Origin of the sequence: Marinobacter zhanjiangensis, assembly GCF_014651935.1 — a bacterium.
GTDB lineage: Bacteria > Pseudomonadota > Gammaproteobacteria > Pseudomonadales > Oleiphilaceae > Marinobacter > Marinobacter zhanjiangensis.
Map to the genome: position 1 here is coordinate 138,440 of NZ_BMXV01000003.1, position 16,264 is coordinate 154,703.

Below are 16,264 nucleotides of genomic sequence, written 5' to 3' on the forward strand. Positions count from 1 at the left end.
CCGTGTTGTTCAGGAGTCGCTGTGGGGCTGCCATGACGACACCACCAGGCGCACCAGTTTTTCGCCTTTGCGGGCGGTAAGGCGCGCCGGCAGTGATGGCTGTCCGTCCACGAAGTCGCGCCAGCGCTCGTAACGGATGGTCCAGCCCGATTGCTCGATTTGCGCCAGGTCACCCTGGGGATCGAACGCCAGCCGGAAGTCCCCCTCAGGCGAGGGCAGGCCGCGAACCCACCAGACCAGGGCCTCGATGGGCAGCTCCCAGCCGGTCGCGGCGTAGATCAGCCCCTGGGGGTCGCTGGAGGAATAGGTTTCGCCGTCGGGCAACTCCAGCTCTATGAACCCCGGGGAGCCCTCCAGTCGGGTTCTGCCCATGCCCAGGAAGCTGGATGACAGGGCCAGCTGGTAGTGTTCGTTGTCCTGGAGCCACTGGTTGATCATGGCAGAGGCGCTTTCACCGGGCTGACGAACCGCAAGTTTGCCGGTCAGTTGCCACTGGTTGAAGCGCTGGAGGCTGGCCTGCCGTTCGGCCCAGTCTGCCGGTGGTTGATCAGTCAGCCCATCAGGCAGGGGTTCCTGGCGAACGGTGGCACAGCCGGCCATGAAAAGGGCAAGCACTATGGCCGCACAGGGTTTCCAGAAAGTCGTCATTAACGATTTCACAGGTCTTCGATGCCCAGCCGGTCAAGGGTTTCGAGCAACAGTTCATGGTCCGGTGCTTCGTCCAGGGCGCGTTCCCATACCACACGGGCCTGGGCCTGCTGGTCGGTGCGCCATAGTACTTCGCCGAAATGGGCAGCAATTTCCGGGTCCGGGTAAATCTCGTAGGCCTGCCGCAGGTAGTCCAGCGCACCTTCGGTATCACCCTGTCGGAACAGCACCCAGCCCATGCTGTCCAGTACAGCGGGGTTGTCCGGGTCCATGGTCAGTGCCTTTTCTATATAGGTGCGGGCCTCGGACAGCCGGTCGGTGTGAATGGTCAGCACATACCCCAGGGCGTTCAGTGCCGTGGGGTTGTCCGGCTGCAGTTCGACCATGGTGCTGAGGTCTGCCAGGGACTGGTCGATGTTGCCCAGGTTTTCGTGGCTCATGGAGCGGGCATACAGCAGGCTCTGGTTTTCGGGGTGGGCCTGAAGCGCCTTGCTGGCGGCTTCTGCCGCCTGTTTGTGCAGGTCCAGTGTCTGCAGCAGGTTGACCTCGGCCAGCCACAGGTTGGCGGCGTCGTCCGGATTCGATTCACGGGCGGCGCGAATTTGCTCGAGGGCCGAATCCAGGTCGCCATCCCGGGCACGCAGTTCGGCAGCCCGGGTCAGCGCCGGGTAATAGAGGGAACCTTCTGTTACTTGCTCGTAGAGGATGATCGCCTTGTCGATGTTGTCATCCTTTTCGGCCGCCTGGCCCAGATAGTAGTAAGCCTGGCTTTGATACCGGGGCAGCCTGGTCAGACGCTGCAGTTGTTCCCGCGCCAGGCCCAGCTCGCCGTTCTCCATGGCAACCAGTGCCCAGGACAGTCGCAGGCCATGCTCCTCGGGAAACCGCTCCACCAGGCGGGCGAACTCGTCCTGGGCGGCCCGCAGCTCGTCCTCGTTGACCAGTAGCCGGGCATAAAGAGTGCCCAGCTGGCGGTTGTCCGGGTAACGGCGGGATCTGGTCTGCAGGTGCTCCAGTGCTTCGCCGGTGCGACCTACGTCGTGGAGCAGCTCTCCCTTCAATACCAGTGCGGGCTGGAACTCGGGCTTTTCGTCCAGCAGGGGTGCCAGGGTGTTCAGGGCGTCCTGCGGAGCGCCCATCAGGCTTTCCAGCAACGCGGTGCTGTAGCGGATCTCCGCATTGTCGGGGTGGCGTTGCTGCAACTCGCTGAACAGCCGGAGCAGTTCCTGCTGCTGGTCGGCCGGCATCCGGGGCGCCATGGCCGCCAGGCTGTCAAAGTCGGCATCGCCACCCAGGTTCAGGATTTGCTCCAGCTCGGTCAGGGTTCCTTCCATGTCGCCGTCCCGCAGGGACTGGATGGCAGCGGCACGGCGGGCGTCTTCGCTGTAAGGGGCAACGTCAATCCAGGTGTTGGTCAGGGTGCGTGCCGCACTCTGGCTGTTCAGGGATTCGGCAATCAGCAGGGCGCGGCGGATAACACCAACATCCCGCGATTGTCGGGCGGCCTCCACATAGTTGGCGAGCGTGATGTCATACTGGCCCCGCTGAGCAGCAATTTCACCAGTAACCAGCAGGTAGAGCTCTTCCGGCCGGAAAGATCTTTCCTCGACCTCTGCCTCGGGTTGTTCGGTGGCGGGCTCCTGGGTGGTCGTGGTTTCGGTGGGCTCTGCCGGTGCCGGTTCTTCCCGGTCAATACTGGCGCAACCGGTGAAGGCCAGAAGGCTGATGGCGAGATACAGGGCTTTTCTTGGCATTGGGCTTCCTGACGTCTGAGGCATGGACACACTACCTGTGCCGCTGATTCCTGGGCCGCCGGAAAGTTCCCACGCCCACCGGGGGTGCGAAGGCATGCATGAGCGGCTCTTTGGCCTATGATGGCACAAGCCACTGACGGGCCCAAGTCGGGGTGACGGCCCGGAGCTGTAAACGGGATGGCCTGCGCTAATTTACGTGCCTTTTTCCGGCCCGCCAGGGGGATATTCCTCACAGAGTAAGGGGATATACCTCTCGTGGTGGGTGGCAGTACTCCGGTTGCGCCGGTAAAATGGTGGCATTATCGCTTAATCCCGGCTTTTTTTCGGCTTCGGAGTTCCCCCGAATACTATGGCACTGATAACACTGGGCATTAACCACCGCACAGCGCCGTTGGAGATCCGGGAGAGGGTCGCCTTTACGCCGGACCGCATGCCGGACGCGTTTCGTGAGCTGCGCCTGGCGACTGGCGCCACCGAGGCCGCGATCCTGTCGACCTGTAACCGTACCGAGCTGTACCTGGCCGGCGATGATGACTGCGCTCCTGCGGTCCTGCGCTGGCTGGCCGGTTTCCACGAGATGGCACCGGCAGATCTGGAAAACTCCATTTATGTGTTCCGGGACAGCGAGGCGGTCCGGCACATGATGCGTGTGGCCGCCGGGCTGGACTCCATGGTGCTGGGCGAGCCGCAGATTCTTGGCCAGCTCAAGGATGCCTATGTCCTGGCCCGGGAACATGAGGCCAGTGGCTCGTTCCTGTCGCGGTTGTTCGAGCATACCTTTTCGGTGGCCAAGCGGGTGCGGACCGAAACCGCCATTGGCGAGAACCCGGTGTCGGTGGCTTATGCTGCGGTCAGCATGGCCCACCATATTTTTTCCGACCTGTCCCGTAACCGGGCGCTGCTGATCGGTGCCGGCAAGACCATCGAGCTGGTGGCGCGACACCTGTCGGACGCGGGGGTGAAGGATTTCATCGTTGCCAACCGCACGGTGGAGCGGGCTCAGGCTCTGGCGGAGGCCCATGGTGGCAGGGGGATCGTGCTGTCCGACATCCCCGAGCACCTGCGGGATGTGGACATTATCATCTCCTCCACCGCCAGCCCCCTGCCTATCCTGGGCAAGGGGGCTGTCGAACGTGCCCTGAAGAAACGCAAGCACCGCCCCTATTTCATGGTGGATATTGCCGTTCCCCGGGATATCGAGCCGGAAGTGGCGCAGCTGAACGATGTCTATCTCTACACCGTGGACGATCTGCGTCAGGTGATCGAGGAAAACCTGCGCTCCCGTGAGGGGGCCGCGCGGGAAGCCGAAAACCTGATTGTCGCCGGCACCCAGGATTTCCTCAGCCAGATCCGTGCACTGGATGCGGTCTCCACCCTCAAGCAATATCGTCAGCGTGCCGAGGACCTTCGTGACCGGGAGGTGGCCAAGGCCGTCAGGGCCCTGAACAAGGGCAACGATCCGGAAACGGTTCTTCGCGGCCTCGCCCGGGGTCTTACCAACAAGTTACTGCATGAACCCTCGGTACAGGTGCGCAAGGCCTCAGCCGAAGGGCGGCCCGAAGTGGCCGAATGGCTGCGTGAGCTGTACCAGCTGGAAGCCCTCGATCCCCTGGACGCACCCGTCACTCTGGAAAAACTATGAAAGCATCCATTCAGGCCCGCCTCGAACAGCTGGTTGACCGCTTCGAGGAGGTCAGCGCGTTGTTGAGCGATCCGGGCGTGATTGCCGACCAGAAACAGTTCCGCGAGCTCTCCAAGGAATTTGCCGAGATCGAACCCATCGTCCGTTGTTTCCAGGCATGGCGGCGTACTCTGGATGATCTGGCCACCGCCGAGGAACTGGCCCGGGAAGGCGACGCCGATATGCGGGAGATGGCCGAAGAAGAGATTGAGTCAGCGCGCCACAAGCGGGATGAACTGGATGAAGAGCTGCAGCGCCTGATGCTGCCGAAGGATCCGGATGACGCCAAGAACGTGTTTCTGGAAATCCGCGCCGGTACCGGTGGCGACGAGGCCGCCCTGTTTGCCGGTGACCTGTTCCGCATGTACAGCCGCTATGCCGAAACCCGGGGCTGGCAGGTGGAAGTGATCAGTGCCAGCGAGGGTGAGCATGGCGGCTACAAGGAAATCATCAGCCGGGTAAGCGGACATGATGTCTATGGCACGCTGAAATTCGAATCCGGTGCCCACCGGGTGCAGCGTGTGCCGGAAACGGAATCCCAGGGGCGTATCCATACGTCCGCCTGCACCGTGGCGGTGATGCCGGAAGCCGATGAAGCCGAGGCCATCGAGATCAACAAGGCGGACCTGCGGGTGGACACCTTCCGGGCATCCGGTGCCGGTGGTCAGCACGTCAACAAGACGGATTCGGCCATCCGCATCACCCACATTCCCACCGGGATGGTGGTGGAGTGCCAGGAAGAGCGTTCCCAGCACAAGAACCGAGCCAAGGCGATGAGCTTCCTGCAGTCCCGCCTGAAGAACATTGAAGCGGAGAAGCAGGCCCAGTCCCAGGCCGATGCCCGCAAGAGCCTGGTGGGCAGCGGCGATCGTTCCGAGCGGATCCGCACCTACAATTTTCCCCAGGGAAGGGTGACCGACCACCGTATCAACCTGACCCTGTACAAGCTGGATGAGGTGATCACCGGCGACCTGAACCCGGTGATCGTGCCCCTGCAGCAGGAACACAACGCCGACCTGTTGGCCAGTCTGTCGGATGAGTGAGTCGTCACTGACCTGCGAGCAGGTGCTGACCGAAGCCAGCACCCGAATCGACAGTGAATCCTCCCGCCTTGACGCGGAACTGTTGCTGGCCCAGGTCACGGGCTGGTCCCGTACCCGCTTCCGCGCGTTTCCGGAAGCGATACTGGAGCCGGAGCAACTCGCGTCATACCGTCAGCTGGTGGAACGCCGCGTCGCCGGCGAACCGATAGCCCATATCCTCGGCCACCAGGAGTTCTGGTCGCTGACGCTGGAAGTCACTCCCGCTACCCTGATCCCACGCCCGGATACCGAGTGCCTGGTCGAGGCCGCACTATCGCTGCCACTGCCGGAGAGGGCGCGAGTGATCGACCTGGGCACCGGCACCGGCGCCATCGCCCTGGCGCTGCTCAGCGAGCGGCCCCAGTGGCAGGCCCGGGCCACGGATCTGGTGCCGGAGGCGGTGGCCCTGGCCCGCCGCAACGCCGAGCGCTGCGGCCTGCCCCTGACCGTTACCCGAAGCCACTGGTTCACGGGCCTTGAACATCAGCACTTCGACCTGATCGTTTCCAATCCTCCCTATATAGAGGAGGGCGATCATCACCTGGTCAGCGGCGATGTCCGGTATGAGCCCGATTCCGCCCTGGTATCCGGCCGGGATGGCCTTGATGCCATCCGCCACCTGATACAGGAAAGTCAGTACTGGCTTACACCCGGTGGCTGGCTGATGCTGGAGCATGGTTACCATCAGGGGGAGTCGGTACGGTTGTTGTTCCGGGCCGCGGGCTATTCCGATGTCGAAACCCGGAAGGACTATGGTGGTAATGACCGGCTGACCCTGGGGCGCTGGCACTGATTTTTTGCCAAGGACTTATTCAATGCTCGATGACAACGAACTACTCCGTTATAGCCGTCAGCTGTTACTCCCCCGCTTCGATGTGGACGGTCAGCTGGCCCTGAAACAGGCCAGCGTGCTGGTGGTCGGCAGCGGCGGCCTTGGTTGTCCGGTCGCGCTCTACCTGGGTGCGGCCGGGGTGGGCGAGCTCATACTGGCGGATGACGATGATGTGGAGCTGGCAAACCTGCAGCGGCAGATTGCCTTTGATGAGCAGGCCATCGGTCGGCCAAAAGCAGAAGAACTGGCCGCACGTGTTCAGGCTATTAACCCCGATATCATGGTGACAGCCCGAATTGATCGCCTGGAAGGCGAGGCTTTGGTGGAGGCCGTCGGCGGTGTGGATCTGGTGTTGGATTGTACGGACAACTTCAACACCCGTTTCGCGCTCAACCGCGCCTGTGTAGCGGCCAAGGTGCCACTGGTTTCCGGTGCGGCTATCCGTGGTGAAGGGCAGGTGACGGTCTATGATTCCCGCGATGAGTCCAGCCCCTGTTATCACTGCCTGTATCCCGAACAGGGCAATGAGGATCTGACCTGTTCCGAGGCCGGGGTGATTGGCCCGCTGGTAGGCATGATAGGCGCCACCCAGGCCATGGAGGCCATCAAGGTGATCTCGGGCAAGGGCCGGCCCCTGGTGGGCCGGCTGTTGATTCTGGATGCCTGGCAGATGGAATGGCGGGAGATGAAGCTGGCGCGGGATCCGGATTGTCCGGTTTGTTCTTGAATTTTGGCCAGATCATTAAGCGAATAGCACCCAAGTCAGAAGCCTGTGAGGTGAGGCCCTTTTCCGGGACCTTCGAAAACAGGGACGTTTTCGAAGAGCCTCCATGGATGGATTCACGGCGTGTCCCGGAAAAGGGCATCGCCTTGCAGGCCTACGCACCTGATTGCAGTCTTGCCGGACTGGGACACTCGGGCTTGGCGCCTGAAGCGATACCTTTATTCCAGGACACGCCCCGCAAGTGCGTCCCTGGCCGATTTTTGCTCCTGCAAAATCGGCATTCCCGCCATCCATGGCGGTCATAGAGCTCGACGGTCCCGGAAAAGGTCCTCCCCCTACGGGCCTCAGATTGTGGTGCTATTCGCTTCCAAAACTACTCGGATTTCTTCAAAGCCTGAAATCTCGCAATAGCCTCCTTTCGGCTTTCCTTCAGATCCACAATAGGCCGCGGATAGCCCCCGGGAATCACACCACCCGTGCCCGGATTGTGAATCCGCTTGTTATCCAGTTTCGCCAATTCCGGCACCCAGCGGCGGATAAACTCCCCCTGTGGATCAAAACGCTCGCTCTGGGTAACCGGGTTGAACACCCGGAAGTAGGGTGCCGCATCTGTGCCAGTCGACGCACTCCATTGCCAACCGCCGTTGTTGGATGCCAGGAAGCCATCGGCCAGATTCTGCATGAACCAGGCCTCGCCCTTGCGCCAGTCGATAAACAGATTCTTGGTGAGAAACATCGCCGTCACCATTCGTAAACGGTTATGCATCCAGCCGGTTTCCCGGAGCTGGCGCATGGCCGCATCGACGATGGGGATACCGGTCCGGCCTTCCTTCCAGGCCTCGAAATGCTCGCCGGCGGGGTTCCAGCGCAGATCTTCCGTCTCCGGTTTGAACGCCTTGTGCATACTGATCTGCGGGTAGTGGTAGAGGATATGAATATAGAAATCCCGCCAAGCGATCTCATTCACCCAGGTGGAAAAGCCTTCCTGATTACCACCTTGCCCCTGAGCCCCGCGGGCGGCCAGCAGACACTGGCGACCGGACAGGGCGCCGATGGCCAGATAAGGGGAAATCTGGCTGGTGCCCTCTACAGCCGGGAAGTCCCGCTGCTCTTTGTAGTCACCACAGCGTTCGTCGAGAAATCGTTCCAGCTGACTGTGGGCAGCATCCTCACTGGGGATGACCAGGTCAGGCGGTGGCGTATCGAAACCCAGGTCGGTTGCCCTGGCGCCATAGGGTTCCCATTGCACGGCCTTGCCCAGCGCCTCAGGCACCGACAGAACCCTGGGGGAGGCTGCCTCGACCCACTGCCGCCAGCGTCGGGAGAAAGGCGTAAACACGGAATAGGGTTCGTCTTTCCCCGTGCGGATGCTGCCAACCGGTGCTACCGTCTGATCCCGGTATTTGCTGACCTGAATGTCGCTGCCCGCAAGGCAATCGCGAACCTGCCGGTCGCGGCGGCGTTCGTTGATGCCGTATTCTTCATTGAAGTGCAGCTGGCGGACCTCATGCCTGTGGCAATGATCCTCGAGAAGTTTGACGCTGGCGGCAAAGTCATCGCACTCGATGATATCCAGCACAATGCCAAGGCCGGCCAGTTGCCGGCCCAGGTCATTCAGGTGGCCGAGCATCAGCTGTACCCTGGCGGGTGACCAGTCATGTTGCCGCCACTGTTGCGGCGTTACCATGAACAGCCCACGCACAGTACCGTCCTGAGCGCAGGCTGCGGTGAGCGCGGGGTTGTCTGCGGTGCGAAGGTCGTTGCGAAACCACACCAGTTGGGTCATGAAGCAATTCCTGAGATGGAGTGGAAAAAGGGTTCGGCTCCATTTATTCGCCGCATATCCCGAGCTGGATTATAGTGAGTGTAGATTATTGATTCATTGATGGTTCCGGGTGGGCAATTATGCGTATTGAGTACATGGTCTTTGCCACATCTAATGCGCCCTGTGCAAACGGGGACCCTGAGCCGGATACCACCAATAAGGAGCCCAACAATGCCCGGAAATGTTGCACCAGAACCGGCAGTGGTCGAGCCACCCAAACAGGCACCCGGTGAGGGCGTCAGCAAGCGGGTTGCCCTTGGCTGGCGGGAATGGCTGGCACTGCCCGATCTGGGTATCGCCCTGATCAAGGCTAAGGTGGACACCGGGGCCCGCACCTCCTGTTTACATGCCTTTCGCACCGAGCCTTATACGGTTGGTGGTCAGCGCCGTGTGAAATTCTGGGTGCACCCGGAGCAGCATAACCTCCATCGGGTGGTGGAATGTGACGCTGCCGTGATCGACGAACGATCCGTCACCGACTCCGGCGGCCACAGGGAGTTGCGGCTGGTCATCGAGACCCGGGTATTGTTGGGCGACCAGAGCTGGCCCATTGAAATGACCCTGACCAATCGTGACAACATGCGCTTCCGTATGCTGCTGGGCCGCACGGCCATGGCAGGCCGTTGCACCGTTATGCCTGAAGCCTCCTACCTGGCCGGAGATCCGGCGTTAAGGAATGATGAATGAAAATAGCAATTCTCTCCCGAAACAGGCACCTGTATTCCACGCGTCGCCTTGTGGAAGAGGGTATTAACCGGGGCCATGAAGTGCGGGTTATCGACGCACTGCATTGCTCCATGAACATCACGTCTGCCAATCCCCAGATTCACTACCACGAGGAAGTGCTGGAGAATTTTGACGTGGTGATTCCGCGTATCGGTGCCTCCGTAACCTTCTATGGCACGGCGGTACTGCGTCAGTTTGAAATGATGGGCGTGTTTCCGCTGAACGAGTCGGTGGCCATCACCCGCTCTCGCGACAAGCTGCGGTCGCTGCAGCTGCTCGCCCGCAAGGGCGTCGGCATGCCGGTCACCGGCTTTGCCAACAAGCCCGACAACGTGCCGGAACTGCTCAATATGGTGGGCGGCGCCCCGGTGGTCATCAAGTTGCTGCAGGGCACCCAAGGCATCGGCGTGGTGCTGGCGGAAACCCGCAAGGCGGCCGAGAGTGTGATCGAGGCCTTTATGGGCCTGAAGGCCGACATCCTGGTGCAGGAGTTCATCAAGGAGGCCGGTGGTGCCGATATCCGCTGCTTCGTGATCGGTGACAAGGTTATTGCCTCCATGAAACGCCAGGGTGCAGAAGGCGAGTTCCGCTCCAACCTGCACCGGGGCGGCACCGCCTCGCTGATCCGCATCACGCCGGAAGAGCGGCGCACCGCCATCATGGCAGCCAAGTCCATGGGCCTGAACGTGGCCGGTGTCGACCTGCTGAGGTCCTCCCGCGGGCCGCTGGTAATGGAAGTCAATTCATCACCGGGCCTGGAAGGCATCGAGAATGCCACCGGCAAAAACGTGGCCGGCATGATCGTCAACTGGACTGAAAAGAACCAGCAACCCTGGAAAACCCGAACCAAGGGGAGAGGCTGAAGTGGCCCGCGCACCTTTCGTTATCGCGGGTACCGAAATCAAGGCAGGCACCCGCCAGACCGTGGAAGTCCCTGTCGCCAAGCTGTACACCCATACCCCGCTGCACATACCGGTAGAAGTCATCCATGGCCGCCGGGATGGCCCGGTGATGATGGTGTGCGGTGCCATTCACGGTGACGAAATCAACGGCGTGGAGATCGTCCGCCGGGTGTTGAAGAACTCCACCCTGCGACACCTTCGAGGCACCCTGTTGGCAGTACCCATCGTCAATATCTTCGGGTTTGTGCAGCGAACCCGCTATCTGCCCGACCGGCGCGATCTGAACCGCTGCTTTCCCGGCAGCGAGAGTGGCTCTCTGGGTGGGCGCATCGCCTACCTGCTGCGCACCCAGATCATGGAGAAGGTCACCCACATCATCGACCTGCACACCGGTGCCATCCACCGCTTCAACCTGCCGCAGATCCGCGCGGAACTGAAGAACCCGGAAACCGTGCGCATGGCCGAAGCCTTTGGTGCCCCCGTCATCCTCAATGCCAGCCTGCGGGAAGGCAGTTTGCGGGCCTATGCCGACTCCCAGGATATTCCGGTTATCACCTTCGAAGGTGGTGAAGCATTGCGTTTCGACGACGTGGTGATCACCAGCGGTGTGAAAGGTGTGATCCGCGTGATGCGGGCGCTGGAAATGGTCCCCAGCAAGAAAGGCCCGAAAGCCCCCCGCAAGCGTTCAGAAATCGCCGCCATGTCCATGTGGGTGCGAGCCGATATTGACGGCATCATGCGCCCCGTGGCCAAGCTGGGCCAGAAGGTGCGCAAGGGCCAGCGCCTGGCCATGGTGGCCGATCCCTTCGGTGAAACCGAGGTCAGCGTGGTGACGCCCATATCCGGCATCGTTATCTGTGTCAACAACCTGCCGCTGGTGAACGAAGGCGAAGCCATCTACCACGTGGCCCGCTTTGATGAACTGGGCGAGGCGGAAAAGGCCATGGACTACTTCCGGTCTTCCCTGGACCCGGAAATGACCGAGGCGGTGTTGCCTGTGCATCCGTGGGACAATGATCCCAAGTAGACGTTATTACTACTCCTGATGGAACGTCTTTAGTTAGTGGGGGAAGCGGTATCTGTAACACCCGGATCCCCCGGCACCACGGTCAGCCCCCTAAAACTGCAATCCTGGGCAGTTATCTCTAAACCGACATAAAAGGAGCCACCATGATCTGGGACCAGACAACCATCCAGCTACAGGAGTACTCCCGGGGCATCCACCTGATCACCAATGAGGTGCTCTCCAATGGCCCGGAACTGGTGAACTGCCAGGTCGGCCTGCTGCACCTGTTTATCCAGCACACCTCCGCCTCCCTGGCAATCAACGAAAACGCTGATCCCGACGTGCGCGGCGACGTGGAGCGCCACCTCAATGTCATGGTGCCGGAAAACGCCCCCCACTATGAGCATACCCTCGAAGGCCCCGACGACATGCCCGCCCACATCAAAAGCATCCTCATCGGCCCCAGCCTGATCATCCCCGTCAGCGACGGCCACCTGGCCCTCGGCACCTGGCAGGGCATCTACCTGTGCGAACACCGTAACCGGGGCGGCGACCGGCGGATTATTGCTACCCTCCAGGGGCGCTGGTGAGCCGTCCAGAGCGCAGCCCGATGCCTGAACGGCGACTCAATCGTTTCGGGAAGTTGGACAAAGTGTGAAGTGTAGTCAATAGTTCCCTACGGGTGGCCCGTATGCTTCATGGGCTACCGCCACTACAAAAACAACAGAAACACTCCGCCCGTCCTGACGGACATAGGAGTAAGGGAGAAACGGATGAAGCACTTACTGACCCGCCTGACGGTTGTCGGGGTGGTGGGGGTGTGTGCGTTGTCGGCCCAGGCCGAGAGCCCTGCCAGCAATGCTGCCGCCGGAATCGATACCGCCGCTATTATCGCCAACGACAAGACCACTCGTGAGTGGCCCAGTTACGGCCTCAACTACGCGGAAACGCGCTTTTCCCGCCTGGACCAGATCAGTGATGACAATGTGGGCAAGCTGGGCCTGGCCTGGTCCTACAACCTCAACTCGCGCCGGGGTGTGGAAGCGACACCGCTGGTGGTGGATGGAGTCATGTATGTGACCGCCTCCTGGTCGGTGGTCCACGCCCTGGATGCGGCCACCGGCGAACCGCTCTGGACCTATGATCCGGATGTCCCCCGGGAATGGGGTGTGAAGGGATGCTGTGATGTGGTCAACCGGGGCGTGGCCATCCATGATGGCAAGGTTTATGTCGGGTCCTTCGACGGCTACCTCCATGCCCTTGATGCCGCCACCGGCGAGCGCCTGTGGAAGGTGAATACCCTCATCGACCGCAGTAAACCCTACACCATTACCGGTGCGCCCCGGGTCATCAATGACCGGGTGATTATCGGTAACGGCGGCGCCGAATACGGCGTGCGCGGTTACCTCACCGCCTACGACGTGGAAACCGGCAAACAGGCCTGGCGCTGGTTCTCGGTACCCGGTAATCCGGATGAGCCGTTCGAAGACGACAGCATGAAGAAAGCCGCTGAAACCTGGGACCCCGAGGGAAAATGGTGGGAAGAAGGGGGTGGCGGCACCATGTGGGACTCCATGGCCTATGACCCGGAACTGGACCTGCTGTACGTGGGCACCGGCAATGGCACACCCTGGAACCGTCTGCAGCGCAGCCCGGCCGGCGGCGACAACCTCTATCTTGCCTCCGTCGTGGCCCTCGACCCGGACACCGGCGAATACCAGTGGCACTACCAGCATACGCCCGGGGATTCCTGGGACTATACCTCCACCCAGCACATCATCCTCGCTGACCTGGAGATCGACGGCGACAAGCGCAAGGTGCTGATGCAGGCGCCCAAGAACGGCTTTTTCTACGTTATCGATCGCACCGACGGCGAGTTCATCTCGGCGGAGCCTTTCGTGCAGGTGAATTGGGCCGAAGGCTATGACGACAATGGGCGCCCCATCGAAGTAGAGGGGGCACGTTCGCGGACCGATCCCTGGGAGACCATTCCGTCCCCCTACGGTGCCCACAACTGGCACCCCATGTCCTTCAACCCGGACACCGGCCTGGTCTATATCCCGGCTCAGGGTGTGCCGCTGGTGCTGCAGAATAACCCCAATTACGAATACAACAACACGACCACCGGAGCACCCAACGCCGGACTGGGCTGGAATACCGGCTACTTCTTCGCCAATGTCGCGCCTGAGGCAACGCCGTTCGGGACCTTGCTGGCCTGGGATCCAGTGAAGCAGGAAGAGGTCTGGCGGGCAGAATACGTCTCTCCCTGGAACGGCGGTACCCTGACCACCGCGGGCAACCTGGTGTTCCAGGGCACCGCTGACGGTCGTTTTCTCGCCTACGATGCCGGCACCGGCGAGCTGCTGTGGCAGACACCGGTAGGCACGGGCGTGGTGGCCGCACCCTCTACCTGGGAGCATGACGGGCAGCAATATGTATCCGTTGCCGTGGGCTGGGGCGGTGTCTATGGCATTACCCAGCGAGCCACCGAAAAAGTCGGGCCGGGCCGGGTGTTTACCTTCCGGCTGGGCGGGGATGCCTCCATGCCCGACTCCATGGTGATCCGCCAGCCGTCCGACCTGTTGCAGGGGGTAAGCTACGACCCGGACGATGTCCCTGCCGGCGGCGCGCTGTACATGACCAACTGCCTGCTCTGTCATGGCGTGCCGGCGGTCAATAATGGTGGCAACCTGCCCAATCTGGGCTACTCCAGCCCGGCAGTGATCCGCAATATCGAGGACATTGTCTTCACCGATGCCCGGGCAGCGCTCGGCATGCCCAGTTTCAAGGGCAAACTGAGCGAACGGGAGCTGGAGCAGATCGTGGCCTTCATCCAGGGTTCCGCTGATGCCGCTCGCGCGGCCATGGCGGAGCAGGAGAAGGCGTCCTCCTCCGGGGACTGATTCCCGCGCCTGCAACACACGGTTCCGGCACACATCAACGGTGCGCCGGAACCGCCTTCCTGCAAGAGTCCTGATTGGCGACTCTGATTCAGTTCTGGTGCCGGGACAGGCGTTCTGGCAGGTGGTCTCTGATGATCGCCAACAGCTGTTCCGTGGCGCCGGACAGGGTGCCATTGTTATGGATAGTAACAAACCGGCTTTCCAGTTCTGATTGAAGGCGCCGGGCCCGTTCCACACGGGCTTCGATTTCCGCTGCTGTTTCCCGTCCCCGGTCCACCAGGCGCTGGCGCTGTTTTTCCGGGTCAACACAGATCAGGACCGGTACCAGCAGCTCCCGGTACCGACCCAGGGCCTGCTCCAGATGGGCCCGGGAGCCATTCATCAGCACCACGTCGCCGGCAGCCAGCCACCGATCCACTTCGATGCCGATGCCATAGTGCCGGCCATTGGCCAGCCAGTGCAGGGCAAAGCGACCGTGCTCCAGTTGCTGATGGAAGTCCCCGGGCGTTACGGCGATATGGTCCTCGCCGCCGGCGCCCTCGTGGCGGGTGATATACCGGGGTGCGGTACGCAGCCTCTGGCCCGACACCCGTTGATTCCGGCAGGCGTCCAGCAGCGAGTCCTTGCCGGCACCGGAAGGGCCCATCAGATAGAAAAGACGACCTCTGTCTTGTCGGGTTCCGGTTGTCATCAGCAGACCTTCTGTTCCCCATTCCACAGGGAGTATGGACCACACGCAGCGCGACCGCTTGCTCCGCTGCCGGAGATACGGTCTCCCTTTTTACTGAAGCCTATGAACAGGGAACCGGTGTCGTCAAAACAGGAGTCAGGCGACGGGAGCCATCCACTGCTGGCTCTTGCGGCTGTACCAGCAAATGATCACACCGAAGGCCATCAGCGAAGCGGTGATGGTAAACGCCCGGCTGAAGCCTCCGTAGGATTCCACAATGACACCTGCGACCGCCGGGCCAGTAAGCTGGCCCAGGGCGAAGAACAGGGTCACGAAACTGACCGCCACCGGCGCCAGTCGCGGATGGACCGTTTCCGTGGAGGCAGCCAGTACCGAGGTAAACAGCCCGGACACGCACAGACCCATAATGATGTAGTGCATGGCGAAAAACGGCAGGGTAGGCGATATCACCGGCAGAGCCATGGCAGCGGAGCATGAGCCCATGGACAGAACCAGCGCATTGGAGCGCCCCAGCCGGTCTGATATCCAGCCCCACAGCGGGCCGGCAACAAGACCCAGCAGCCCCATGGCAGCGGCAAGGCGGCCGGCAATGAGGGACGGGATGCCGGATTCCAGGGCGAAGCTGTACATGAAGATGGTCTGCACAATGTAGGTCAGGCCAACAATGCCGTAGATCAGCCCGATATTGATCACGTGGGGGTTGCGGTATACCCCGGCGCGCACTGCCGGCACCGGATCGGCGGGACCGCCACTGCCACTGCCCCGGGGCGGATTACGCAGGAACAGACCGACCACCAGTCCCGCAAGCACGGCGGAGGCGCCAAAAACAGCCCACACCAGGCGCCAGCCCTGGTCGGGCCAGGTAGTGGTCAGGAAGGGCACCAGCACCCCTGCCAGAAACAGCCCCAGACCAACGCCGCCGTTAGCAAAGCCGATGACCGCGCCCCGTTTCTCCGGGTACCAGCTGCCCAGCAGCGAAATCAGCGGGGTGTAGCCGAAGGCCGTGCCAAAGCCCAGTAGCGCCATCATGGCCATGCTCAGCCAGTAATTATCGGACAGGGCAAGGCCCGTGAAACCTGTGGCGGCGAAACATAACCCGAGGAAAATCGCCTGCTTGCTTCCGTAGCGGGAGGCAAAAACGCCGGCTACCATCAGCATGGTCAGGTACCCCAGGGCGGTAACCGTGCCCAGGTTGGCGCCTTCGCTGTAGTCGAGCCCCAGGCCCTCCAGCATACCGGGCATGACCAGGCCATAGGCGAGGCGCGCGAACACTACCAGGGTGATGGTGCACATCATGCCGATGCCAATCAGCAGCAACAGGGGCGGGCGGTGGTTCTGGGTCATGGTCGGATTCAGGTGTTGTTGTTAGAAGACTATTGGAAAGTAGGCGAATCGTACCCGCCGGTCAACTGTTCGTGTTTGCATGCTGGCCGGCCTCGAGGCCTCTGGTGCACAGGCATCAGCAGGAGCTGGCCGAAGATTGCAGTTGC

14 protein-coding genes are annotated in these 16,264 nt (G+C 61.6%); 9 read left to right on the top strand and 5 right to left on the bottom strand.

All coding sequences use genetic code 11. The features are described from left to right. Nucleotides 1–9: 9 nt before the first annotated feature. Nucleotides 10–648, bottom strand: a complete 639-nt coding sequence (gene lolB, locus IE079_RS07305; protein WP_189574980.1) for a lipoprotein insertase outer membrane protein LolB — start codon at nucleotides 646–648, stop codon at nucleotides 10–12. 8 nt (nucleotides 649–656) lie between these two features. Beyond that, nucleotides 657–2,402, bottom strand: a complete 1,746-nt coding sequence (locus IE079_RS07310) for a tetratricopeptide repeat protein (protein ID WP_189574982.1) — start codon at nucleotides 2,400–2,402, stop codon at nucleotides 657–659. Between the two features lie 349 nt (nucleotides 2,403–2,751). On the opposite strand from IE079_RS07310, the gene hemA reads away from it, so the two are divergent. Genes hemA through IE079_RS07330 form a run of 4 tightly spaced genes read left to right on the top strand, consistent with a single transcriptional unit; the run spans nucleotide 2,752 to nucleotide 6,724 of the window. After that, the gene (gene hemA / locus IE079_RS07315) at nucleotides 2,752–4,044 is read left to right on the top strand and encodes a glutamyl-tRNA reductase (protein WP_189574985.1); all 1,293 of its coding nucleotides are present in this window, start codon (nucleotides 2,752–2,754) and stop codon (nucleotides 4,042–4,044) included. Further along, entirely contained in the window at nucleotides 4,041–5,126 is a 1,086-nt protein-coding gene (gene prfA / locus IE079_RS07320; protein WP_189574987.1) for a peptide chain release factor 1, read from the top strand. The genes hemA and prfA overlap by 4 nt, the downstream gene beginning before the upstream one ends. Continuing rightward, the gene (prmC, locus tag IE079_RS07325; RefSeq protein WP_189574988.1) at nucleotides 5,119–5,958 is read left to right on the top strand and encodes a peptide chain release factor N(5)-glutamine methyltransferase; all 840 of its coding nucleotides are present in this window, start codon (nucleotides 5,119–5,121) and stop codon (nucleotides 5,956–5,958) included. Before prfA ends, prmC begins: the two co-directional genes overlap by 8 nt. 22 nt (nucleotides 5,959–5,980) lie before the next feature. Continuing rightward, a complete protein-coding gene (locus IE079_RS07330) occupies nucleotides 5,981–6,724 on the top strand; it encodes a HesA/MoeB/ThiF family protein (RefSeq protein WP_189574989.1) in 744 nt (247 codons plus the stop codon). Nucleotides 6,725–7,094: 370 nt separating this feature from the next. Here IE079_RS07330 and phrB read toward each other — a convergent pair whose 3' ends face one another. Then, on the bottom strand, nucleotides 7,095–8,507 hold the full coding sequence (phrB, locus tag IE079_RS07335) for a deoxyribodipyrimidine photo-lyase (RefSeq protein ID WP_189574990.1): 1,413 nt from the start codon (nucleotides 8,505–8,507) through the stop codon (nucleotides 7,095–7,097). 210 nt (nucleotides 8,508–8,717) lie between these two features. On the opposite strand from phrB, the gene IE079_RS07340 reads away from it, so the two are divergent. The 5 genes from IE079_RS07340 to IE079_RS07360 all read left to right on the top strand — a co-directional run bounded on the left by IE079_RS07340 (nucleotide 8,718) and on the right by IE079_RS07360 (nucleotide 14,083). Further along, nucleotides 8,718–9,233 (top strand): ATP-dependent zinc protease family protein, encoded by a 516-nt coding sequence (locus IE079_RS07340; RefSeq protein ID WP_189574991.1) that lies wholly within the window; start codon nucleotides 8,718–8,720, stop codon nucleotides 9,231–9,233. Next, entirely contained in the window at nucleotides 9,230–10,135 is a 906-nt protein-coding gene (rimK, locus tag IE079_RS07345) for a 30S ribosomal protein S6--L-glutamate ligase (RefSeq protein ID WP_189574992.1), read from the top strand. Before IE079_RS07340 ends, rimK begins: the two co-directional genes overlap by 4 nt. Before the next feature lies 1 nt (nucleotide 10,136). Further along, nucleotides 10,137–11,201, top strand: coding sequence for a succinylglutamate desuccinylase/aspartoacylase family protein (locus IE079_RS07350; RefSeq protein WP_189574993.1), 1,065 nt, complete (start codon nucleotides 10,137–10,139; stop codon nucleotides 11,199–11,201). A gap of 143 nt (nucleotides 11,202–11,344) precedes the next feature. Continuing rightward, a complete protein-coding gene (locus IE079_RS07355) occupies nucleotides 11,345–11,770 on the top strand; it encodes a secondary thiamine-phosphate synthase enzyme YjbQ (RefSeq protein WP_189574995.1) in 426 nt (141 codons plus the stop codon). A gap of 183 nt (nucleotides 11,771–11,953) precedes the next feature. After that, nucleotides 11,954–14,083: a PQQ-dependent dehydrogenase, methanol/ethanol family gene (locus tag IE079_RS07360; RefSeq protein ID WP_189574997.1), complete on the top strand. Its 2,130-nt coding sequence runs from the start codon at nucleotides 11,954–11,956 to the stop codon at nucleotides 14,081–14,083. 88 nt (nucleotides 14,084–14,171) lie between these two features. Here IE079_RS07360 and phnN read toward each other — a convergent pair whose 3' ends face one another. Beyond that, complete coding sequence (phnN, locus tag IE079_RS07365; protein ID WP_189574999.1) at nucleotides 14,172–14,774, bottom strand: phosphonate metabolism protein/1,5-bisphosphokinase (PRPP-forming) PhnN; 603 nt, start codon at nucleotides 14,772–14,774, stop codon at nucleotides 14,172–14,174. A gap of 135 nt (nucleotides 14,775–14,909) precedes the next feature. Next, nucleotides 14,910–16,118: an MFS transporter gene (locus IE079_RS07370; protein WP_189575001.1), complete on the bottom strand. Its 1,209-nt coding sequence runs from the start codon at nucleotides 16,116–16,118 to the stop codon at nucleotides 14,910–14,912. Nucleotides 16,119–16,264 lie beyond the last annotated feature (146 nt).

What these genes read in the sequence shown, in the direction of transcription:
- prmC (WP_189574988.1), top strand. Translation starts at nt 5,119, where the DNA reads ATGAGTGAGTCGTCACTGACCTGCGAGCAGGTGCTGACCGAAGCCAGC.
- IE079_RS07340 (WP_189574991.1), top strand. Translation starts at nt 8,718, where the DNA reads ATGCCCGGAAATGTTGCACCAGAACCGGCAGTGGTCGAGCCACCCAAA.
- IE079_RS07310 (WP_189574982.1), bottom strand. Translation starts at nt 2,402, where the DNA reads ATGCCAAGAAAAGCCCTGTATCTCGCCATCAGCCTTCTGGCCTTCACC.
- IE079_RS07355 (WP_189574995.1), top strand. Translation starts at nt 11,345, where the DNA reads ATGATCTGGGACCAGACAACCATCCAGCTACAGGAGTACTCCCGGGGC.
- rimK (WP_189574992.1), top strand. Translation starts at nt 9,230, where the DNA reads ATGAAAATAGCAATTCTCTCCCGAAACAGGCACCTGTATTCCACGCGT.
- phrB (WP_189574990.1), bottom strand. Translation starts at nt 8,507, where the DNA reads ATGACCCAACTGGTGTGGTTTCGCAACGACCTTCGCACCGCAGACAAC.
- phnN (WP_189574999.1), bottom strand. Translation starts at nt 14,774, where the DNA reads ATGACAACCGGAACCCGACAAGACAGAGGTCGTCTTTTCTATCTGATG.
- lolB (WP_189574980.1), bottom strand. Translation starts at nt 648, where the DNA reads ATGACGACTTTCTGGAAACCCTGTGCGGCCATAGTGCTTGCCCTTTTC.
- IE079_RS07370 (WP_189575001.1), bottom strand. Translation starts at nt 16,118, where the DNA reads ATGACCCAGAACCACCGCCCGCCCCTGTTGCTGCTGATTGGCATCGGC.
- IE079_RS07330 (WP_189574989.1), top strand. Translation starts at nt 5,981, where the DNA reads ATGCTCGATGACAACGAACTACTCCGTTATAGCCGTCAGCTGTTACTC.
- IE079_RS07360 (WP_189574997.1), top strand. Translation starts at nt 11,954, where the DNA reads ATGAAGCACTTACTGACCCGCCTGACGGTTGTCGGGGTGGTGGGGGTG.
- hemA (WP_189574985.1), top strand. Translation starts at nt 2,752, where the DNA reads ATGGCACTGATAACACTGGGCATTAACCACCGCACAGCGCCGTTGGAG.
- prfA (WP_189574987.1), top strand. Translation starts at nt 4,041, where the DNA reads ATGAAAGCATCCATTCAGGCCCGCCTCGAACAGCTGGTTGACCGCTTC.